Here is a 21,313-nt window from a genome sequence, read left to right as displayed (position 1 = left end):
ACAGAACGTGGCGCCAGCTGCCATGCCTGGTGCAGCCGCAGCCGACGCGACACCTGCGTTCATGATACTTCGCATCGGAGCACTCTTCCGGCCTGGAGCCGCATCCGGCAGTACACGACCGACCTGCTACAGTAAAAACAGGCATGCCTGCCCGCGCCTGTGACGCGGCATCTGCGCCGCAACTACCGCGAAAGGAGCCACTGTGACCCGCACGATCCCAGGGCGGCCGCTGGCCGTCATCTTGCTGCTTGGACTGAGCCTGCTGGCTTGTGGTGGCTGCGAACGCAGCCAACCCGGACCCAAACCCATTTCCGGCGCGGGTGCCAGCGGCGCCGGCCAGTCGCCGGCTCCGGCACAGCAATCAGCCCCGGCACGCTGAGCGTCTCCCCGCGTCCTGGCTAACCCGGCGTACCCGTTTCTGCGTGCGGCGCCGGCGTGCGCGCAAGTGATATACGCGTGGCCCGTGTAACAGCGCTGCAACCGTGGCGGAATTGCACCAGCGGACCCCCTCGCGGCGCGCAATGCCGCCTGGGACGCGGCATCGCGGCATGTAACGCTCACGCGTGGCGGGGGCGCGGCGCGCCACGCGGGCCGCTTCCGTTGCATCGGCGTAACGGAATCGTCGGCGACCGCGGCACAAGATGACCATACAGCCTTTGCATCGGGCTGGAAGCCGCATGAAACAAGCGCTTGCGGCCATTGGCACACTTGTCGCTCTCTGTCTGACAGGGAGTAGTAAAAATCCGTGACGCCACCACACGCCATTACGCGCGATTGCAAGAGGAGCCCCCAGCCATGCGTCATCCGCCAGCACGCATGACGGCACGCCGGCGTTCGCACCGGTTGGCGGGACCGCCGCCGTCTGTCATGGACCTGTTGTCATCGCCGTTGCTGCCGCATCCGCGTGTGCCAACACAGCCCGCATCGCCATGCGCGTTATGGAGCCGGGCGCTTGCGATCTCGGCGTATCGGCGCCGCACTGGACATTAGATATATTTAGATATGGCCACGGCGCAGCCGCTATAGCGCAGCAAGCGCCGCAAGCCAGCAGGAATTGTGCTCCGTCCCCCGGCGGGCACTTTTTTCCACCAAGGGAGGAGCCACCATGAAAGCCGGATACCTTGTCGCCGCCCTGGCTTTGTGCTCGACCAGCGCCTTGGCGGCCAGCTATGCCTATTTTGACCGGCCCGATAACGCCAGTGACAATTCGCATGCGGCCGTGAGCAGCGACGTCTACGTGCGCGGCTTCCGCTGGGCATGGGGCGACTTGCAGTTCAAGCAGGACCCGGGCGCCGCGACGCCGAACGAGCGGCAGGCACGCGATGGCCTGGACCGCCGCGACGCGGCGCCCGGCCGCCACAATGACGGCGGCGGCAACGCCCCGCCACGCCCGCGCGGCAAGATCAGCATGAACCTGGCGGCGGCTCCCGTCGCCGGGACCGAAGCTGCCGGACCGGTGCGCACGCCACCCGTGCCGGTCGCCGTTGTGCGCTGACGTGCCGCAAGGCACGGGGAAGGGGGAACCGGCGAGCGGACGTCGCCAGTTCCCCTTTCCCTGGAGCGCCTGGCGCGCGCATGCGGCCAGTCGGCTCAACCGTTCGCCGGCTTACTCGCCGGCCGTCTGCTGCGTCTCCACGCGGATGTTGTGCTTGTGCATGAGCCGGTACAGCGTCACGCGCGACACGTTGAGTTCGCGCGCGGCGGGCACGACATGGAAGCCGTGGCTCGCCATGACACTGCGGATCGCCTCGCGTTCGGCCTCCTCGCGAATCGCATCGAGCGTCTTGCGCGGCAACTCGGCGCCACCATGCAATTGCAGGTCCTCTGCGGTAATCTTGCGGTTGTCGGTCATCACGATCGCACGCCGCACGCGGTTGATCAGCTCCCGCACATTGCCCGGCCAGGCGTATTGCATCATCGCCTGCGTGGCGCATGGCGAGAATCCGCGGATGCGCCGGTGGGCTTCGTGCCCGTGCTCGGCCAGTACCGCATTGGCAAGCAGCAGGATGTCCTCGCCGCGTTCGCGCAATGCGGGGATGGTCAGCGTGAGCACGCAGAGCCGGTGGAACAAGTCCGCGCGGAAGCGGCCATCGGCCTGCGCCGCCACCAGGTCCACGTGCGTGGCCGAGATGATGCGCAGATCCAGCGGAATGGACTGGTGTCCGCCCAGCCTGGTGATGGTGCCCTGCTGCAGGAAGCGCAACAGCGCCACCTGACTTTCGAGCGGCAGGTCGCCGATTTCATCGAGGAACAGCGTGCCGCCCTGCGCCTGCTCGATCCAACCGATCTTGCGCTGGTTCGCGCCGGTGAACGCGCCCTTCTCGTAGCCGAACAGCTCCGACTGCACGAGGTGTGAAGGAATCGCGCCGCAGTTGATCGCAACGAAAGGTCCCTTGCGCCGGCTCGATGCCTCATGGATGGCCTGTGCTGCGAGCTCCTTGCCCGTGCCCGACTCGCCCGAGATGAACACCGGCGCCTCGTTGTGCGCCACCTTGGCGAGCGAGCGGAACATCGCACGCATCGACGCGCATTCGCCGATCATGGTCCCATGCGGCGCCATCTCGGTGGTGCGCCCGTGATGCAGGCACGCCATGCCATGCGCATGCTTGAGCGTGTAGAGCAGTTCGTCATGCGAGAACGGCGTGCGCACATAGTCGACGCAATAGTCGCGGATCAGCCGGCGTATGCGCTGGTCCGCAAGACGTGCATCGGTGGTGATGGCCACCCACGTCACGTGCAGGTGTTGCAGCCCCTGCTCCAGCTGCCCGAGCTCGACATCGCTGTACTCGGTCTGCAGGTCGATCACGCCCGCCATGGGCGCGCTCGATCGCACGATACGCTCCAGGTCGCGCACCTGCTGGATGCGGCGCACGTCCCAACCCGGCCCGAACTGGGCAGGGGTAAAACCAAAATCCTCATGACGCGACACGACCACGACCTGCGCGGCGCGTGTCGGCGCCTTGCACAGTCGGTCCATTACGATCTCCCGGACGTTGGGCTTATTGTTCATCCCGGTTTCCCGGCGCATCGGTTCCGGCCCTCCCGGCCGTTGCCGCCGCGGGTTTGACGTCGGTGTCACGAACTGGACTGACTGCGTGCTGGTTCATCCATGACAGCAAGCGGATCGCTGCCAAGATGCAATTCTTCCTGGAGACGCCGCCGCACGGCATCGCGCTCGCGCATCAGTTCAACGCGCGGAGCCTCGGGCGTCTGTCCGGAATACTGATAGTAGAGAGCCTTGTAGGTCTGCTGGCTCAGGATCCATTCCTGCAGCAGCTCACGCTGGCGCACCAGTTCGGCCTCGAGCAGCCGATGGCGCCGCAGCAAGTTCTCGATCGCCTCGCGCGCGCCCGCCGACAGCTCGCCGTCCTGGAGCAACGCGGTCACGCCCGACACCGCCGCACCGTCGTGGCGGATCCTGCGGGTGGCTGACTCACCCGCGGCTTCTCCCAGTGCAGCCCAGGTGCGATGCATGGAACGACTGGCGGACTCGCTGATGGGCCCGATGGCGGTTCGCCGGATTTCTCCTGCGGTCATGATCTGATCCCCGTTGTACAACACCCCCGGCACTACACGTTCGCGTTTACCACTTTTCTGTCTTTAAATTGTTTTTTGCTTGGCGCACGTGTGTCCGCGCGCTCTGTCTTCGTGGTGGCGATGCCGTATTGAAAAACGGTCTTGTCGGACGTGTCCCACGGCAGGCGGACTTGCCGAAGCTGCTTCAGTGCGCTCTATGGCGCCTTTCCCGATGAACCGGAGTCAAGAAAGGGCGCTTTCATGCGCCCTCTCTTTGCCACGCCTATAGTTCAGTGCATTTGCGGCGGTTTGTCCAGCCCCGAGTGGGGGATGTCCGACCAAACTCATGCCGCACTCATCCATTGGGATGAAGCCTGCGGCAAGCGCCTCACCGTTCTCATCCATCGGCATGGCATGCTTCTGCGGTCATGCGCCAGCGCGCCCGATGCTCGCAGAAACGGGTACGCCTTGCCACGGCCGGTCACGCAGAAACGGGTACGCCTTGAGGGTTCTCGGCACGCAGACTGAGGCGGCGCGGACCCGCCTCGACCCCCACCGCTCAGTGGCCTGGCAGGTAGTAGAACTTGAAGACGAACACCGCAGCGATGATCCACACCATCACCGGGACATTGCGCGCACGGCCGGTCATCAGCTTCAGCACGGCGTAGCTGATGAAGCCGAATGCGACACCATTGGCGACGGAATAGGTGAAAGGCATGCCGAGCGCGGTCAGCACGGCTGGCACGACTTCAGTGACGTCGTTCCAGTCGATGTCGAGCAGTTCGCGCAGCATCAGGCAGGACACATAGAGCAATGCGGGCGCGGTCGCGTAGGCCGGCACCGTGCCCGCGAGCGGCGCGATGAACAGGCACGCCAGAAACAGGACCGCGACCGTCACGGCGGTGAGCCCCGTGCGTCCGCCTGCCTGCACGCCCGATGCGCTTTCGATATAGGCAGTGGTCGACGACGTGCCCAGGAACGAGCCCGCCATGATCGCCGTGCTGTCCGCCATCAGCGCCTTGTTGAGGCGGTCCATGCGGCCGGCCTTGAGCAACCCAGCGCGGTTGGCCACGCCCATCAGCGTGCCGGTAGCATCGAACAGTTCCACCAGGAAGAAGACCAGCACTACGTTGACGATGCCGATCGACAACGCAGCCGAGATATCGAGCTTGAACAGCGTCGGGCTGATCGACGGCGGTGCCGACAACACACCGTGGAACGTATTTCCTGCAAAGAAGAAACTCAGCACCGTGGTCAGCAGGATGCCGATCAGGATTGCCCCCTTCACCTTGAGCTGGTCCAGCGAAACGATGACGAAGAAGCCGACGATCGCCAGCACCGCGGACGGCTGGTGGAGGTCGCCGATGGTCACCAGCGTAGCGGGGCTCGCCGTGACGATGCCCGCGTTCTTGAGCGCCACGATCGCGAGGAACAGGCCGATGCCCGCGGTGATCGCCACGCGAATCGAATGCGGAATGCCGTTGACGATCATCTCGCGGACGCGGAACAGCGTGACCAGCAGGAACAGGCAGCCGGAGATGAACACCGCGCCGAGCGCGGCCTGCCACGCGAAGCCCATGCCCTTCACCACGGTGTACGCAAAGTAAGCATTCAGGCCCATGCCGGGGGCCATTGCGATCGGATAGTTGGCATAGAAGCCCATGATCAGCGTACCGATCGCCGCAGCCACGCAAGTGGCCACGAAAACCGCGTCCTTCGGCATGCCGGCATCGCCCAGGATGGACGGGTTTACGAAGATGATGTACGCCATCGTAAGGAAGGTCGTCATCCCGGCAAGGACTTCGGTGCGGACATCCGTCTGGTGTTCCGACAGCCCGAAGAGGCGCTCAAGCAGCGACGGCGCGGGTTGGCCGGCGGCTGGGCCGCCCGGTGGCGTGGAGGCGGGTTCCGGTATCGACATGAATGGTCTCCTGACTGTCTATCGTTGGTGCATCGGTGCGCCGGACGCAATGGCCGATATGGCCGGGACATCCTGGCCGCCGCATGGGCATGGGTATACCGCGCCCATGTTGCGGCAAGCGTACGCTGGTACAGAATCGTGACGCAGGTGGCGGGGCCGACGCATGAACGACATGCAAAAGGCGTGATGATCGCACAGCGCCGAAAAGTGATGTCCGCCCCACCCCGGGATCACTCCCAGCTTGACGGTGGCATCGAACCCCCGTATAAATCGGCCTAGATTCAAGCGACGAGGCAACAGTTCATTCGTTAGCCACCGTCTGGTACTTCGGTTGTCCATGGTGTCCTTTCCTTGAGTTCTATGTAGGATGGCGGTTTCGCCATTCGCTTTTTTTATTTTTTCTGGAAAGCAAATCATGCAAACCGGTATCGTCAAATGGTTCAACGACGCCAAGGGCTTCGGCTTCATCAAGCCGGACGCAGGTGGTGACGACCTCTTCGCCCACTTCTCCGAAATCCGCTCGGAAGGCTTCAAGTCGCTGCAAGAGAACCAGCGCGTGTCGTTCGAAGTCAAGAACGGCCCGAAGGGTCTGCAAGCCGCGAACATCACCCCGCTGTAAGCGAGCGCGCGGCGCGCCTGGCGCGCTACGACAAGGAACCCGCCCACTGAGGCGGGTTTTTTTACGCCTGTTGGGGTCGCGACTGCCGCTGTCGCGCCTTCACTGCCACATCCCTCCAGTAAGGCCGGAGGACGGTCTCCCCCTCTTCCTACCGAATCCGTAAGTGCCGGCCTCCGGCACGCAGAAACGGGTACGCAATCCCCGTCCCTGGGGAGTCCGGCCGCATACCTTCCGCAGCGCAGCACGCAGAAATGGGTACGCTCGCTCCGATTCAGGCCCGCAGAAACAGGTACGCAAACCGGAAACGCCTGTCCGGCCCCTGATTCCACGCCCGCAGAAACGGGTACGGCGAGAAATTTTTTTTCGTGCCCCGTCGTGATTGCCACGACGCGTAGATAGCCCCTCTTTCTGTTGCCGTGCCGCATTTTTCCTGCGCAGAAATGGGTACGGGTGTTGTTGCAGCGCAAGAATTTTCCGCTGCGAGCCCCCTTGGGACCAGTTCGCAGAAACGGGTACGCGGTCCCCTGGCGTTTGGATTGGTCCGAGTACGCAGAAATGGGTACGCACCGAGCAGAGCCAACCCTTGCGCCTGTCGCTCACCGAAGACTCAGTACGCAAACGTGCGCAGAAACGGGTACTCGCAGCCTGTGCCGCCAAACGCACGTATACGTATAAATGTGAGCGCTAGCTTTTGTGGAAAGGCATGTGTATAATGGAAAGTGTTATTGTTTGGCTGCGGCGCGAACGTGAGACGACTCGCAGAAACGGGTACGCACTTCGCCATTGCGCATCTGTTAAACACGCAGAAATGGGTACGCCGAACTTGAGGATCTGCCTGGGCCGGCGCGTCGCAGAATCAGGTACGCCGCAGAAATGGGTACGACAACGAGCGCACAGCTGTGTAAACCGCCGCAGCGCAGAATCAGGTACGCTTTGGATCGATCTTTCGCAGAAACAGGTACGCCAAAGCGTTAACAGGCAAGGCGTATACCGCGGAACGTACCTATTTCTGCGGGGATAACTCCGGCCGGCGAGCGCGTTTACGCCTCCTGGCGATCAAAACGGCACATCGCCGCAGAATTGGGTACGCAAATGGACGCTCCAGCTGTGGAAAAGCCTGTGTGAACAAGAAGTTATCCACGCAGAAACCGGTTCAGGCCACCCGCTGAAACAGGTTCGTCCTTGCGCAGATTCGGGTTCGGGGCTTCGCAGAATCGAGTACGTTCCTCCGCAGATTCGGGTTCGCGGGCGGGACAAATCTCTTTTGAAATCAAGGCGCTGACCCCTCCGTATACGGTTTACAAGTAGTTAACCCGTATCGGTATCGTTTACTTGTAGCCAAGGTCTGGCGTTCCGTGGACAACCCTCCCGGGTTGCCCACCGACATGCCAGCCTTCTGCCAGCCAGGTAAACACGGCACCTCAACCCAATTGGCATACAGGGAAACGCCACAGGAAACGTAACGGAACGTATACGTACCCGTTTCTGCGTGACAAGGTTTACGGCTTCGCGTACAAAGGCGGGTAATCCGAAGCACGCCAATATGCCCATCAAACGCTCCCCGGTCGCCGCGGGGGATCGCTCCGTCCTGGATATGGACGGCGAGCCATCCCGCATCATTGTTCCCGGCAACGAGAACAACCTGGTTCCGTCCGAAAAATTCCAACGCCTGTTCGACGAGGCGCAGGCCATGGAGCGCGAAGACGCCTGGCAAAGCGGCGAAGTCGGTTTCCTGAGCCGGGCCAGTGTCCAGGTGACGTTGCCCTATCGCGCGCCCAAGGGCGCGCCGCCGGTGTGGACGCGTACGAGCGGCAACATCTCGCTGATGATCCAGCCTGGCTACTTCACGCAGCAGCGGTCGGAGCGCGCCAGCAATGGCCGGCAGAAACTTGTGTCGGAAACCGTGTCGCTCGGTTACCCCTATGGCTCCTATCCTCGCCTGATGCTTGCTTGGATCGGCAAGGAGATCATGGCCAAGAAGAAGCGGGGCGAATTCACCGGCACGGTTGAGGACCGCCGCATCTCGCTGGGCAATTCCCTGTCGGAGTTCATGTACAACCTCGGCATTCCGATGGCCACTGGCGGCAAGCGCGGGACCATGACGCTGGTACGCCAGCAGATGATCCGGCTGTTCTCGGCCACGATTGCGATCGTGCAGAACAAGTCGATGCCGAGCCAGAATCAGACCAGCAACCACGAACCGCTGTCGATCGATCGCGTTGGTTACCTGCTGGCTGATCAACTGTCGACGTGGTGGGATCCCATGCAGCCCGGGCAGGGCTCCATGTTCGAGAGCTTTGTGGTGTTGTCCGAACCCTTCTTCAACGAGCTGGTCAACCGACCCGTGCCGGTCGATATGCGCGCACTGAAGGCGCTCAAGCAGTCGCCGTTCGCGCTGGACGTCTACTCTTGGCTGACGTACCGGTTCTTTACGATCCAGCGGCGTACGGAGATCCCCTGGGAGGCCCTGCAAATGCAGTTCGGCACCGAGACCGAGAGCGAACGCAAGTTTCGCGCGTTGTTCCGCAAGGCGCTGAAGGATGTGCTCGTGGTGTATCCGGGTGCCAAGGTCGACGCGGACTCGTCAAAGGCCCTGATCCTGCAACCGTCGAGGACCAGCGTCCGCAAGCTCGGCTGATACCTGCCAGGGTCAACAAAAAAGGCAAGCACGCAGCTTGCCTTTTTTGCTTTCAAACGACAGCCGCGCATCAACTGCGTGGCTGCCGCAAGATCAGGCGGGCTTGATCGCCGATGCCTGCAGGCCCTTCGGACCTTGCTTGACCTCGAAGGTCACGCGTTGGCCGTCCTTCAGCGTCTTGAAGCCCGAACCCTGGATTTCGGAGAAGTGCGCGAACAGATCCGCACCGCCGTCGTCCGGGGTGATGAAGCCAAAGCCCTTAGTCTCGTTAAACCACTTGACCGTACCGGTTGCCATAGGAATTTCCTTTTCGAAGCAAGTTCTCTTACACCACGTAAACAACCGTTCAAGCACGTTGAGTTCTCGTAGATACCGAACGGAAGCCGACGAGGTTGGCACGACTTGACTCGACTGTAGGGCGCATCATAACCAGATTGTGCTGGCGTGTCATGTGCGCCGTAGAGCGCACTACAGATACTTTAGGCGGATTGTCTGACGCATTTCAAGCAGAAATATCAAGCTTTGGGCTTTTTGCCAAAGCGGCCGCAAAAAGCGCTCTTGCAGTGAAAGCGCAAGGGATGTTTATATATTTTATAAAATTTACGAACTGGGTTGATACGTCACGTCGTTTTGGCTAAAGTTGCGCCTAAAGTTAACTGCGCTTTCAGCGCTGAAAGAGAGGTCCTTGTGGCAGCAAAAATCATCACGGTCTTCAACCAGAAGGGCGGGTGCGGCAAGACTACGGTGAGCATGCATCTGGCCGGGACGCTCGGTCTGCGTGGCGCCCGTTCGATGCTGGTCGACATGGACGAACAGGGCACTGCGACGCGATGGGCGGCACAGGCTAGTGATGAACGCCCTTTTCCCGCCTCCGTTATTGGCCTGGCGCCGTCGGGCGGTGCCATGCATCGGGAAGTCCGCAAGTTCGTGCAGGACTACGACTACATCGTTGTGGATTGCCCGCCTGCGGTCCATTCCGCGGCGCCGTCGAGCGCACTGCTGATTTCGGATCTGGCGATCATTCCCGTGGTACCGTCGCCCCCCGATTTGTGGGCAGCCGTGGCGGCGAAGACGCTGGCCCAGCATGCACAAGTCCAGAACGAAACGCTCCTGATCCGCGTGATGGCGAATATGGTTCAGCGACGCGTGTCGATCGCGCGGCAGGCCATCGAAATCCTTGGCGACGACGGCGAGGTACCGCTATTGAACTCGATGATCGGGTCGCGCTCGGCATTCCGCGAATGCCAGGCAATCGGATGTACCGTCCACGGCGTCGCCGGCGCTCGCGAAGCGGTTCAGGAGGTCGACATGATGGTTGATGAAGTGTTGTCTTTGATTGAGCATTAAGGCATGGCTACAAAACTGAAGAGCCTGAAGGCGGGCATGCTGGCCGGCATGGCGGCCGAGAAGAATCGCAGCGATTCCCTCGATCGATTCGCGCGCGCCGAGGCGGCGATCTCCCAGCATCCGAACGGCCTGCTGCAGGCGCGCCAGCCGGAGCCACCGACGGCTTTCAGCGCTGAAAGCGCGGAAACCGAGAACTCCCGTGCGCTGGTCCGGATTCTCCTGACCCACCTGCATGACAATCCGCTAAATGCCCGCCGCATCTACGATCCTGCCGTCGTGCAGGAGCGGGCCGCATCGATTGCCACCCACGGACAGAAGACGCCAGGCCTTGCCGCGCCGGATCCATCCCGGCCGGGCCACTACATCCTGATCGACGGCCACTATCGAAAGCGCGCCCTGGCATCTGCCGGCAAGCTCGAGATGGAATGCTTTGTCGAAAATGATCTTAGCGACCTCGACTTCTACCGGCTGTCGTTCATGCTCAACGAGCAGCGGTCGGATCAGTCCGCGCTCGACAACGCGATCGCCTGGCGCCAGTTGCTCGATGAAGGCAAGGTGCAGAAGGAGGAGGACATCTGCGAGTTGACCGGTATCTCCGCCGGCACGGTAAACAAGACTCTCGCATTGTTGCGCCTTCCCGAGTCGGTTCTGGCTGTCATGCGGGAACGGCCGAACGCGATCGGCATCGCTGCGGGTTATGAACTGACGCTGTACTTCAAGCTGGCGGGTGAGGATCGCACGCGTGAACTTGCGACGCGCATCATGACGGATGGGTTGTCCAGCCGTGAAGTCGAGTCAATCCGCAAGCAGGCGCAGGAAGGCAAGTCGCGCAAGGTCAAGGAGATCAGCCGCCAGTACAAGATTCGTACAGATGCTGGTCAGTTGCTCGGCACGATCAAGGAATGGGATTCCGGGCGGGTGATGCTGGATGTTCAGCTTAGCGACCGCAGCGCGCGCGAGGCGCTGGTGGAGGCGCTCAAGGCGCGCTTTGGCCTCGACAAGACGCTGCTCTGACGTAGTGCGCAGCTGAGGCGAAGACCGTGTAACGCGGGGAGGGGAATGACCTTCTCCTCCCTGCCGGCCCGCAGGGGCTTCATGCTGTCGCAGTACGGATCTGTCTCGGCGTGAATGCCGGCAATTCGCGTGCCTTCGCTGTCGCGAAAGTCTTCCACGCTGTTCGCAACAACTGATCGAGACCGCTGGCCCCATACCCGGCAGCACTGCCTGCCAGGCGCTTCGCGAGGCCACGACGGGTGCGCGGAAATTCGAGCGGCCCAAGGAGCGCCGCGCTAGCAGGCGGGTTGCCTTCAAATCCTCGCCGTACCCAATGCTTCCGAAGCGCTGCGAGGGTGTCGGCAGCAACCACGGCAGCGACCGATGGCGCACCATCCTCATCCAGACGGGCCCCGTCTCCATCCATTCGCAAAGCGCCGCATGTCACGCTGGCAAGGTGGCTTAGCCTGAAGCCATCGCGCACCAGCAGGCCGGCTGCAAGCGCTGCCTGCCACTTCGCGTCTTGTTGCGACCTCAGCCAATCGAAGAATTCATCAATGTCATTTCGCTTCAGCGCGTCTGGAGCGTTTGCTGCGTCGGATGCTTCTGGTGCCTCGGACACCACCACGTCGGCCCGCGCAACGGACGCATCGAGCATCCCGCGGACATCGCCTATCCGTCCGGCGCGGGACAGTGCCTTGAGCATGGCATGCACCACGCGCAGCGCTGCAACCTGCGAGCTTGCGCCGAGCGGCCCCTCGAATGGGCGCCAGTGAACCCGGTCGCGCGGGCTTGCGGGGCCGCACCAGAACGACGCCGGCTCCGGTGCGCGCAGGAAAGCCGCATAGCGTTGCAGCGCTTGCGTCGTCATATTTCTCAGTTGCAGTCGTTCCTGGGCCAGCCAAAGCAGCAGCCGCTCCGCCTCCTTGCGATAGCTGTTTCGGGTATGGGGCGATCGGGGCCTGGCGTCCAGCCATTGCCGAACGAGTTCCAGATCCGATCGCTCAGCGTTTGGCCCCGCGTCGCTATGCGGCAACATAAGTTCAAGCGGTACGGGATGCGTCATGCCCAGGCCCAGTGCAAGGGGGACCAGGGAAGGACGTCGCGAGACGTCCGACGGTGCGACGATATACGGCGCTATAAGTGCCTTATTATTATCTTTTTGTGCGGCTCGCTGTTGGATCAACCACCGTGTAATGACCTCCGCCGACTTCGGGCCAATGCGAGGAACGGCGCGCCACCAGCTGCTGCCTCGAGCATTAGCCAGGTCGGCCAGATCTGAAATCTTGTGGATGCCGGCTGAGGTCAGGCGCCGGGCCAGGCTCGGGCCGAACCATAGCCCTACCTCATGTCCCGACGACGGACGCCCCTGGCCAAGACCCTCTAGAGAGGAAAGCGCGTCAACGCGGCGGGTCATGCCGACGTCGGAGCGCCCGCGCAGCGCCTCGAACATCTCGGCGATCTCGGGCCGGTCGTGCTGCAACGCAAACTGGACCAGTCGGTCGCGCAGACTAAGGATCCGGGTGATCGCCTGGTGCTCGGTCAGCACGTCATCGTCGTCCGGATCGGTGAGGTACCGGTTTGCGATATCGACCGGCCTCATGCCCTGCGCGTACGCGCGCACGACTGCGAATTCCGTCCGCGTCAGCTTGGTGGCACCCGATGCGCCGCCGTCTTCACTCATTGCCCGATCTCATGTAAGTGACTGAACTATAACAACTTTATCCAAAGTGGATTCCGAGCAGGCCACTTTTGCCGCACCAAAGTTAATGTAAATTATTTTTGTGCGAATCACCACACTTCCGCAAGTGCCAGTGAGTCTCCGCACGGTGCGGCGGGCGCACAAATCACCACCCCGGTTGCTGAAGTCCGCCAGAGCGTACCCATTTCTTCGTAGGAACCCTGCGGGTTCTGGCGCAATTCATCGCGGAGTCCTATGCCGGGCAATGCCGGATTCCCCCGACGCGGCGCGGTTCGGATAATGCACCGCGGCGCGCGACGTTGGCGGGCGCGAAATGGACTATCTACGCCAGTCGCACGCGCTCCCAGTTTCGGCCCCGCCGGCACCACCGCACCCACGTTCCATCTACCGTGAACTCATTCTCTTTCACGCCCGGCCAGGTCAGGCAAGGCCTCGGGCGACTCTGGCAGCGTGCCGGGAAAATTCCTGCTGCTGATGTCCGAAAGACGATGGGCATGACTTGCGCCGCGATTGCACTCATTCTTCTTTTGAGCGCCCATGTGCTTGAGACGCTGCATTCGCAGGAGCGTGCTCGCGTGAAGGCCGAACGGCAGGCCGCGCTGCATGCCGTCACGCGCATGATCGGGATGCTGAGGGAGGACGGTGAGACACGGCTGCGGACGATCATCGAGAACCCGTACCAGATCGACCTCGCTCGCCGCATTGCCGCCGCGCCGGGCGACCAGGCCCTGCGCGCCGAGTATGAGGCGTGGATCACGCCCGTCTTCCGCAGCCGCGGCTTCGAGGGCTATAGCCTGATCTCGCCGCAGCGCGTGATTGTCGCTGCCAGCAGCCGCGCCTATGTCGGCAGGCCGGTATCGACCGCGGTGGTGATCGAAGCGCTGGCTCGCGCACAGCACGCTGATTACGCGGCGACACGGCCGAACCGGTCGCCCATGCCGATCCTGACTGCCGAGGGCGAACAGCCCCCGGGCACCTTGTTCCAGCAGGTCTGTGCCCGCATCGGCACGCCGGAGGCGCCAATCGCCTTCCTTTGCCTGCGTACGGACCCCCAGGATCGGCTGTTCGAGATCCTGCGCGTGGGCTGGTCTGGCAAGAGCGGCAAGGCCTATGTCATCGACGCCGCAGGGCGCCTGCTGTCGCCCGGGCTGCCTGGCGACAGAGCATTGCAGCCATCGGCGAAGCCATGGGTATCAGCGCCCTTCGGCCTGTGGGCGCAAGTCCCGACCCGGCCGCGCGGTGGCGGGCCATCGGTGCCTGCCGACGGTAACGGACAACTGACCGAATTGGCTGCTGCGCTGATCGATGCCAGGGACGGCGAGACGCGCGTATTCGATCACTACCTCGACTATCGCGGCCGCCGCGTCATCGGCGTGGGCCATTGGTTTCCCGACACCGCAATGGGTGTCATTGTCGAACTCGACACCGATGAAGCGTACCGCTCGTTCCATCTGGCGCGCCAGGCAATCATCGCGCTGACCGCGCTCGCCATTTGCCTGATCCTTGCGCTGACCGCCTTGCACTGGCGCAGCCGCCGGGAAATGCGCCAGAACGCGGAGCGCTGGCAGGCCTTTCGCAAGAACGTGCCGGCGGGCCTCGCCTACATGAGCCCAGGCGGCAGGGTCGATATGGCTAATGATATCTACTGCGAATTCGCCGGCCTTCCCCTCCATGACCTGCTGGGTAGGAACGCGTGGACGGCCTTGCCCGACCGGCGCGTCGCAGGCATCTGCGAGCGCGGCCATGCCGACGTGCTGCGCACAGGCCAAACGCACGTGGACGAGCATACGCTGAATGTGCGCGCGCACGGGCAACGGGTCTACCGCGTCGCGAGGTTTCCGGTCCGCAGCCGCCATGACGCAGTCATCATGGGCGTCGGCACCGTGGTGACCGACATCTCCGAACAGGAACGGACGCGCCAGGCGCTGGAAAACCTGGCGAGCACGCTCGAATGGAAAGTGGCCGAGCGCACGCGCGAACTGATGGAGGCGCGCGAGTCGGCGGAAGCGGCGGCGCGGGCCAAGTCGCAGTTCCTGGCGAACATGAGCCACGAGATCCGGACCCCGCTGAATGGCATCAGCGGCATGACCCATCTCGCGATCGGCGAGCCGGACAGCGGCAGGCAGGGGCAATACCTCGCGCGCATCGAGGAGTCTTGCCAGCACCTGCAGCGTATCGTCAATGACATCCTCGATTTCTCGAAGATGGAGGCAGGCATGCTGGCAGTCGATGCCGCGAGCTTCCCGCTTGCGCGCCTGCTGGACCATGTCTTGTCCCTGTTCCGCGAGCAGGTCCGCAAGAAAGGCCTGGTCTTGCAGATGGAGGTCGATCCCGCGCTGCCGCTCCATGTCATCGGGGACTCCCAGCGCATCGGGCAGATCCTGATCAACCTGCTTGGCAATGCGCTCAAGTTCACCGATGCCGGCGAGATCCGCTTGCGGGTGCGCGCATGCAATGCCGATGACGACACCGTGGCCGTGCGCTTCGAGGTCAGCGACACGGGAATCGGCATTGCCGAAGATGCCTTGCTCGTATTGTTCAGCCCGTTCCACCAGGCCGACAGTTCGGCCGCGCGGCGCTTCGAGGGAACGGGCCTTGGCCTGGCGATCAGCAAACGACTTGCCGAGTTGATGGGTGGTCGCATCACCGTGCAGAGCCAAGCAGGTGTGGGCAGCTTATTTACGCTCGAGATCGGTCTTGGCGTTTCGAAACCGCCCGCATGGCAAGGCCGCGCTGCACGCCTGCCGGCCGTCACGCCAAAACAGGACGCCGTCCAGTCTTCGGCAGAACACGTGCACGACGATCTGCCTGGCGCTGCACGCACCGCGACACCGCACGCCCTGCGCGGACGCACGGTGCTGCTGGTGGAGGACAACCTGATCAACCAGGAAGTCGCGCAGGCGCTGCTGACGCAGGCCGGCATGCAGGTCACGCAAGCGAACAACGGCCAGCATGCGCTGGGCCTGCTCGCACAAGGGCGCTTTGATCTGGTACTGATGGACGTCCAGATGCCCATGCTGGACGGGCTCGAAACCACGCAGCGCATCCGCCGCGATCCGCGGCACGCCTCGATGCCGGTCGTGGCATTGACGGCCAGTGCGCTGGAAGATGACCGGCAGCGCTGCCTGGCGGCCGGCATGGATGACTACGTGTCGAAGCCGATCGAGCCCCGGAAGCTCTACCAGGTCATGGCGCGGCTTGTGGGCGGCGATGCACAGTCATTGCAAAGCGCCGCGGCGATCATGAGCACGCCAGCGCAAGCCGTCGCGAAAGTTCCGTGCATCGTATCGCTGCGCGCGATCCCGGCGCTCGATGTCGGGCCGGCACTCGAACGGCTGCAGGGACGCCGCGAGATCTACGTCGGGCTCGTGCAGCGCATTCTTGCCGAGCGAATGGACTTCCACCGGCAGTTGCATCAGGCCGTATCCGAAGCGCGCTACCGCGATGCGAGCCTGCTTGCGCACAATATGCACGCGATCCTGGCCACGCTCGGCGCGGTGGAACTCGCCCCGATGCTTCGCACGCTGGAGCGCCAGCTCCTCGACGACCGGCCCGACGAAGCGCTGCTATCCGCGTTCATGGACCAATTTGAATCGCTGCTGTCGTCGCTGTCGACCGCGCTGAAGTTCGTCGACGCGCCGACGCCGACGCAGTCCTGCGCCGCTGAGTAGTTCTACTCTCCCCCTTGCATGCATGCCGCAAGACACTCGCGGCATCGCGTTGAAGCGCACGGTTCCTTCGCGTCAGGCCTCGGGCGTGGTACGCGCGAGGCGACTCCCCGACTGCACCAAAAGCGAGCCTTAAATCTGGCCTGCGCCTGACGATAACCGGAAGCCTGATACAGGCATCCATCAAGGAAAGGCTGGCGATGAACCAGCCTGACAAGCACTTGCCTTCGCCGGCAGGGAACGGGTCACGGACAGCGTAGGAAAATCTCGGTGAACGACTTAAGCATCAAGTAGTTCCGAGACGAAGGATCACGCCGGCGCTGGCGGCATTGCGCGCCCGGGACGCGCAGCGTCTCGATGCGATCGTGCGTGGTCCGATGAAAGCGCTCTATCCCCCCACGCGAAAGGACCTCAGCGCGCTGATCGAACTGCAGCTCAATGTCGGCAAGGCCGAATACGAGGCAACTTGCAGCGCGACTGGGACCTGACGGGCGAGCGAAGAACAAAGCGGCGGCCGCGGAATCGCTGCAGGAGCGTGTGCGGGATTTGTCCGCGGCGGTGGCGGTGTTTCAGACCGGACAGGTTTCAGGGGGCACCCGGGATCAGGGCCATTTCACGCCCGCTGGCGAACGCGAGGGCTTCCTCGCCATGCCGCAGGTCGGCGCCCTCATCGTGCAAACACATCAGTGCTGCGATTGCTCGTTCACAGTATTTCAGCGCTGAAATCGAAAGCGCAATCCGCAACCTGGACTCGTGATGAAAGGGGTCGCTTGGGCGGTGACTGCGGCGAACTCCGCTATTGAAAACCCCCAATGTGGGGCGGCCCTGACATATGGGCGAAGCGCCACGTGCGGACCGCGCGGGCATTAACTCCCGGCTGGACCTTCACGCGAACATACCTCGCTGACCGTACGTCGACAACGACGTCAACGCGGCGCTGTCGAAATGCATATATGGGGTGCCGCACATAGCTACTCTCTCGCGCCGCCAGCACCGCCCATAATTGCTTGAAGCAAAGGAAGACGCCAACTGGGCTATCACCCGCAAATCATTCCGGCCGATCGATGAATTATTGCGTGGCGTGTGCGTGGCACGGCAAACAGCAAAGACGCTCTTCCAGTCCTGGACGCGCGGTGAAAGGTGCGAAGTTTGCGCAATAGCAAGGTAGCTGGTCTAGTGAGGGAGCTTTGAGAATTGGGAAGCACCGTCTGCGGCCATGATCCGCTTGCGAAACCAAATGATTAGATCATGCGGCTATCCCATATTTCGTGGAATCTGGCTGGATTAACGCTCCCATTACTCGTCGCAGCTGTCACGGTCCCGCAACTCATACAGAAACTCGGGAACGAACGGTTTGGGTTACTGGCGCTGGCATGGGGATTGATCGGCTATGCGGGGGCGCTGGATCTCGGCATCGGTCGAGCGCTGACGCAATTGGTCTCCAGTCTACGGGGCGCAGACAACCTGGCAGATATTCCGGACGTGTTGGCGACAGCACGGCGGATCACTCTTGTGGCCGGACTGGTCGGTGGCATTTTGGTCGCGGCGACCGCGTTGCTGGGTGGATACGCCTGGATCGACGCGCATGGTACTCCCCCTCTTGAGATCCGCTCGGCCATGATCTTGCTGGCCATTGCGTTGCCGGCGCAGGCGATGAGTGCCACGTACCGCGGAATGAATGAAGCCTTCCTGAACTTCAAAGGCATCAGTCTATTGCGCGCGGGACTCGGCGTAATCAATTTTGGTGGGCCGTATCTGGTAACACTCTACACCAATCAACTTCCGTGGCTGATTGCAACGTTAGTTGTCAGCAGGGTTCTTGCTTTGTTCGCATTTGATTACCTGGCTGCCCGATGCATGCGGAATGGTGGGGTTGGATATAAGGGCGCCTATTCTTCAAGAATCGCGCGATCACTGTTCGCCTTCGGCGGATGGGTGACGGTCAGTAGCATCGTCAGCCCGATCCTGGTCCAGGCGGATCGCTTTGTTATTGCCTCGGTCATCTCCGCTGCTGCCGTGACTGTTTATGTGTTGCCGTACGAGATGGTGACGCAAAGCCTGATATTGGTAAGCTCGGTGTCGTCCGTAATGTTTCCAACCTTGAGCCAGTTGATGCGCGAGCGTCCTGGCGAGTGGCGCCCCTATTTTCGTCGCTGGCTGTTCATCATGGTTGGATTGATGGCGGTCGTGAGCATATTGATGGCCTTGCTTCTGCCGGATGTACTCTTGTGGTGGATAAAGGATCATCTGAAATCCGAGTCGATTGTAATCGGTCAAGTGCTGTGTCTCGGAGTCTTTGCTAATGCGATCGGCTCCATGTTTTACGCGTTGATTCAGGCAGACGGGCGAGCGAGTCTGACCGCCACATTGCACATGATCGAATTACCGATTTTTGTTGTTTCGCTATATTTTCTCCTAAATACATACGGTATTCACGGTGCGGCATGGGCCTGGGTGGGTCGTATGATTTTTGACGCCAGCGCGCTCGCATACTATTCCAGGATGCGGAATGTTTGAGTTATTGCTGCTCGTTACGTTCGCAGGGCTGCTGACAGCGAGTCGGCGGCCATTGGGGTTTGGGAACCCCTTCCAGATTTATTTCTTCGTTTGGTTCTCTTTGCTCCTTGGATATTACTTGTCCCGGGATTCTTTTATCTCGATGTCGGTGGAATTTGTCCTTCTTATTCTGACCGCGAAGCTTCTGGCATTGCTTATCATGATCTTATGCTGTCGCGGGCTTCAGGGGCGAGGCCCAGAAATCCGGCGGCACGGGGTCATTGCGAGAAAGACTCGATTTATTGACCTGGCTCAGCTGGTCGCGATCATTGCTCTGCCGCTCGTCTACGCGCGGGCTACGGAAATCGCGGGTGGTGAGAGCGTTTTCACCGTGTTGGGTTATATACAACTTCGTGCGGCGATGACGGAGGATGGAGAGGGTTATGGGATATTGGCATACCTGTGGGTACTTTCGTTTGTGACTACCTCCGTGTCAATATTTCTTTATCGGCAATCCAATTTGGGATTTGGGCGCCTGTGGCTTTCGGTTGCGGTGAGTCTTTGTTACTGCTATCTCAGCACTGGTCGGACATATATCTTGTTCTTTTTGTGTCTGGCCCTTGTTCCGTTGATGAATGTTGGCGCAATTCGTATGCGCGGGTTACTCATTACGCTGATCATATTTATTGCATTATCAGTATTTGTGGCGGGGATGACTGCCAAGGGGATTTCCGCGGATGACGGTATTGTGGAAAATGTAGAATCGTTTCTCGAAAGCATGAAGGGCTATACGATTGCGCCTTTGCTTGCATTTTCCCGGCTTGTGGAATGGAATCCGGATCTAAGTTGGGGCGAGAATACGTTTCGCTTGTTGATTTCCATTCAGTACGCTTTGGGTATTTCAACTCTGGCGCCTGTAGCCTTGATGAAGGGATATGCGTTCGTCCCGGACCCAACAAATGTGTATACGGTATATGAAGTTTATTTCCGCGACTTTTCGTACCTCGGCGTGCTAATTCCGCCCGTGTTCTTGATTGTGCACTATTGGTTATACAGGAGAGCGCGCGCGCGCGGTGGAGTCTGGATCTTCTATTATTCAGCATCGGTGTATCCGCTGGTGATGCAGTTCTTCCAGGACCAGTATTTTTCGTTGCTGTCAACCTGGATACAGGTCTGGTTTTGGTATTGGCTCCTTACGACGCCGCACCGATTCAGCTGGAAAAAGGGAGGGCTCGGTCATGCTTGATATTGTTCTGGTGAACTGGAATAGCCGCGGGCAGCTCTCGGATGCAATCGAAAGCATTATGCAGTATCACGGCGGATTGGTTGAATCGGTAATTATTGTCGATAATGCGTCGAGTGACGATTCTCTGTCGTTGGCGAAAGCCTCGGCGACGAATTCACCATTTGATGTAAAGGTAATAGTCAATACCTCGAATCGCGGATTCGGGGCGGCCTGCAACCAAGGTGCGGCTCTTGCCAGGGCAGAATTTGTGCTCTTCCTGAATCCGGATGCGAGAATATTTGCCGAATCGTTGCTTAGACCGCTGACCTACCTTAGGGAACCGGGGGCGGCGGACGTCGGGATTGTCGGCGTTTCACTTGTGGACGAGAAGAATCAAGTGTCTCGCAGTTGCTCGCGTTTTCCGACGATGGCATCTTTTTTTGCTAACGCTACCGGACTCAATCGCCTTCCGGGTCTAAGGCGATGGACGCAAGCCATGGTGGAATGGCCGCACGATTCGAACAGGCAAGTAGACCAGGTGATAGGGGCTTTCTTTTTAATGCGCCGTGACCTGTTTGTGGCACTGCGCGGATTTGACGAGCGATTCTTTGTTTACTTTGAGGAGGTCGATTTATCGCTGCGTGCTCGTCAAGCCGGATTCAGGAGTATGTATATAGCTGACGTCCAGGCGTACCATGCCGGTGGCGGCACTTCGCAACAGGTAAAGGGGCATCGGTTGTTTTACTCTTTGCGTAGCCGCTTGCTTTACGGGTTCAAACATTTTAAGCGGATTCCTGCGTGGACGTTGGTTTTTGTGACCCTTTGCCTGGAGCCGTTAAGTCGGATAGGTTTTTCGCTAATCGCCGGCAGAGTTGATGATGCTCGCAATACATGGATGGCCTATCGTATGCTGATTGCAGATCTCGGCGATATATTGATGAGGGCAAGCCGGCCATGAAAGTTGTCTTGTTCTGCTGTTGCGCGATCCATGCCTGAACCGCGCTCGGGCGGTGGCAAATGAGTATGGAGTTGCCAGGATATGAGTAAAAGGCGGAGGATCCTTTTCGGAGGGTTTGCAACGGCCATCGGTGCTTCACTGCTCCGGTGGCAAACAAGTCTCGCAGGCACTGAGGAGCGGTCTCCGTCGCGTGGTCCGGGGGAGGAACCGACAAGCGTTAGGAGGTTTGG

The 21,313-nt window shown here is 61.1% G+C and carries 16 protein-coding genes; 11 read left to right on the top strand and 5 right to left on the bottom strand.

Annotated elements, in window-relative coordinates; translation table 11 throughout:
• Positions 1 to 202 precede the first annotated feature (202 nt).
• Both ACIGJG_RS22195 and ACIGJG_RS22190 read left to right on the top strand, forming a co-directional pair.
• Positions 203 to 379 carry a hypothetical protein gene (locus ACIGJG_RS22195; RefSeq protein WP_166487107.1) on the top strand — a complete coding sequence of 59 codons (177 nt, stop codon included), beginning with the start codon at positions 203 to 205 and terminating at the stop codon, positions 377 to 379.
• A gap of 726 nt (positions 380 to 1,105) precedes the next feature.
• Entirely contained in the window at positions 1,106 to 1,495 is a 390-nt protein-coding gene (locus ACIGJG_RS22190; RefSeq protein ID WP_483673930.1) for a hypothetical protein, read from the top strand.
• A gap of 111 nt (positions 1,496 to 1,606) precedes the next feature.
• Here the strand turns inward: ACIGJG_RS22190 and ACIGJG_RS22185 are convergent, their stop codons facing one another.
• The 3 genes from ACIGJG_RS22185 to ACIGJG_RS22175 form a co-directional block, all read right to left on the bottom strand.
• Positions 1,607 to 2,977, bottom strand: a complete 1,371-nt coding sequence (locus ACIGJG_RS22185; RefSeq protein ID WP_041680627.1) for a sigma-54-dependent transcriptional regulator — start codon at positions 2,975 to 2,977, stop codon at positions 1,607 to 1,609.
• Between the two features lie 98 nt (positions 2,978 to 3,075).
• Positions 3,076 to 3,537: a hypothetical protein gene (locus ACIGJG_RS22180; protein ID WP_011301447.1), complete on the bottom strand. Its 462-nt coding sequence runs from the start codon at positions 3,535 to 3,537 to the stop codon at positions 3,076 to 3,078.
• A 538-nt stretch (positions 3,538 to 4,075) separates the two neighbouring features.
• Positions 4,076 to 5,437, bottom strand: a complete 1,362-nt coding sequence (locus ACIGJG_RS22175) for an NCS2 family permease (RefSeq protein WP_011301448.1) — start codon at positions 5,435 to 5,437, stop codon at positions 4,076 to 4,078.
• Between the two features lie 415 nt (positions 5,438 to 5,852).
• Between ACIGJG_RS22175 and ACIGJG_RS22170 the strand changes: the two genes are divergently transcribed.
• On the top strand, positions 5,853 to 6,056 hold the full coding sequence (locus ACIGJG_RS22170; protein ID WP_035875195.1) for a cold-shock protein: 204 nt from the start codon (positions 5,853 to 5,855) through the stop codon (positions 6,054 to 6,056).
• A 1,543-nt stretch (positions 6,057 to 7,599) separates the two neighbouring features.
• Entirely contained in the window at positions 7,600 to 8,694 is a 1,095-nt protein-coding gene (locus ACIGJG_RS22165) for a replication protein RepA (protein ID WP_011301450.1), read from the top strand.
• A 93-nt stretch (positions 8,695 to 8,787) separates the two neighbouring features.
• Here the strand turns inward: ACIGJG_RS22165 and ACIGJG_RS22160 are convergent, their stop codons facing one another.
• A complete protein-coding gene (locus tag ACIGJG_RS22160) occupies positions 8,788 to 8,991 on the bottom strand; it encodes a cold-shock protein (protein WP_006159056.1) in 204 nt (67 codons plus the stop codon).
• Positions 8,992 to 9,381: 390 nt separating this feature from the next.
• Here ACIGJG_RS22160 and ACIGJG_RS22155 point away from each other — a divergent pair, with 390 nt between their 5' ends.
• Both ACIGJG_RS22155 and ACIGJG_RS22150 read left to right on the top strand, forming a co-directional pair.
• The gene (locus ACIGJG_RS22155; RefSeq protein ID WP_011301451.1) at positions 9,382 to 10,041 is read left to right on the top strand and encodes an AAA family ATPase; all 660 of its coding nucleotides are present in this window, start codon (positions 9,382 to 9,384) and stop codon (positions 10,039 to 10,041) included.
• A gap of 3 nt (positions 10,042 to 10,044) precedes the next feature.
• The gene (locus ACIGJG_RS22150; protein WP_011301452.1) at positions 10,045 to 11,055 is read left to right on the top strand and encodes a ParB/RepB/Spo0J family partition protein; all 1,011 of its coding nucleotides are present in this window, start codon (positions 10,045 to 10,047) and stop codon (positions 11,053 to 11,055) included.
• 79 nt (positions 11,056 to 11,134) lie between these two features.
• Here the strand turns inward: ACIGJG_RS22150 and ACIGJG_RS22145 are convergent, their stop codons facing one another.
• A complete protein-coding gene (locus tag ACIGJG_RS22145; RefSeq protein WP_483673929.1) occupies positions 11,135 to 12,718 on the bottom strand; it encodes a phage integrase family protein in 1,584 nt (527 codons plus the stop codon).
• 557 nt (positions 12,719 to 13,275) lie between these two features.
• Between ACIGJG_RS22145 and ACIGJG_RS22140 the strand changes: the two genes are divergently transcribed.
• From ACIGJG_RS22140 to ACIGJG_RS22120, 5 genes are all read left to right on the top strand, one after another.
• Positions 13,276 to 16,407 (top strand): PAS domain-containing hybrid sensor histidine kinase/response regulator, encoded by a 3,132-nt coding sequence (locus tag ACIGJG_RS22140; protein WP_220629985.1) that lies wholly within the window; start codon positions 13,276 to 13,278, stop codon positions 16,405 to 16,407.
• A gap of 326 nt (positions 16,408 to 16,733) precedes the next feature.
• Positions 16,734 to 16,892, top strand: a complete 159-nt coding sequence (locus ACIGJG_RS22135; protein WP_483673928.1) for a hypothetical protein — start codon at positions 16,734 to 16,736, stop codon at positions 16,890 to 16,892.
• A 760-nt stretch (positions 16,893 to 17,652) separates the two neighbouring features.
• Positions 17,653 to 18,921, top strand: coding sequence for an oligosaccharide flippase family protein (locus ACIGJG_RS22130; protein WP_011301455.1), 1,269 nt, complete (start codon positions 17,653 to 17,655; stop codon positions 18,919 to 18,921).
• On the top strand, positions 18,914 to 20,146 hold the full coding sequence (locus ACIGJG_RS22125) for an O-antigen polymerase (protein WP_011301456.1): 1,233 nt from the start codon (positions 18,914 to 18,916) through the stop codon (positions 20,144 to 20,146). The genes ACIGJG_RS22130 and ACIGJG_RS22125 overlap by 8 nt, the downstream gene beginning before the upstream one ends.
• Positions 20,139 to 21,083, top strand: coding sequence for a glycosyltransferase family 2 protein (locus ACIGJG_RS22120; protein ID WP_011301457.1), 945 nt, complete (start codon positions 20,139 to 20,141; stop codon positions 21,081 to 21,083). Before ACIGJG_RS22125 ends, ACIGJG_RS22120 begins: the two co-directional genes overlap by 8 nt.
• Positions 21,084 to 21,313: the final 230 nt, after the last annotated feature.

It is taken from the genome of Cupriavidus sp. C1SS-2L, from assembly GCF_057073735.1.
This window is presented reverse-complemented; position numbering and strand designations above follow the sequence as displayed.

What these genes read in the sequence shown, in the direction of transcription:
- ACIGJG_RS22190 (WP_483673930.1), top strand. Translation starts at nt 1,106, where the DNA reads ATGAAAGCCGGATACCTTGTCGCCGCCCTGGCTTTGTGCTCGACCAGC.
- ACIGJG_RS22185 (WP_041680627.1), bottom strand. Translation starts at nt 2,977, where the DNA reads ATGGACCGACTGTGCAAGGCGCCGACACGCGCCGCGCAGGTCGTGGTC.
- ACIGJG_RS22180 (WP_011301447.1), bottom strand. Translation starts at nt 3,537, where the DNA reads ATGACCGCAGGAGAAATCCGGCGAACCGCCATCGGGCCCATCAGCGAG.
- ACIGJG_RS22175 (WP_011301448.1), bottom strand. Translation starts at nt 5,437, where the DNA reads ATGTCGATACCGGAACCCGCCTCCACGCCACCGGGCGGCCCAGCCGCC.
- ACIGJG_RS22170 (WP_035875195.1), top strand. Translation starts at nt 5,853, where the DNA reads ATGCAAACCGGTATCGTCAAATGGTTCAACGACGCCAAGGGCTTCGGC.
- ACIGJG_RS22165 (WP_011301450.1), top strand. Translation starts at nt 7,600, where the DNA reads ATGCCCATCAAACGCTCCCCGGTCGCCGCGGGGGATCGCTCCGTCCTG.
- ACIGJG_RS22160 (WP_006159056.1), bottom strand. Translation starts at nt 8,991, where the DNA reads ATGGCAACCGGTACGGTCAAGTGGTTTAACGAGACTAAGGGCTTTGGC.
- ACIGJG_RS22150 (WP_011301452.1), top strand. Translation starts at nt 10,045, where the DNA reads ATGGCTACAAAACTGAAGAGCCTGAAGGCGGGCATGCTGGCCGGCATG.
- ACIGJG_RS22145 (WP_483673929.1), bottom strand. Translation starts at nt 12,718, where the DNA reads ATGAGTGAAGACGGCGGCGCATCGGGTGCCACCAAGCTGACGCGGACG.
- ACIGJG_RS22130 (WP_011301455.1), top strand. Translation starts at nt 17,653, where the DNA reads ATGCGGCTATCCCATATTTCGTGGAATCTGGCTGGATTAACGCTCCCA.
- ACIGJG_RS22125 (WP_011301456.1), top strand. Translation starts at nt 18,914, where the DNA reads ATGTTTGAGTTATTGCTGCTCGTTACGTTCGCAGGGCTGCTGACAGCG.
- ACIGJG_RS22120 (WP_011301457.1), top strand. Translation starts at nt 20,139, where the DNA reads ATGCTTGATATTGTTCTGGTGAACTGGAATAGCCGCGGGCAGCTCTCG.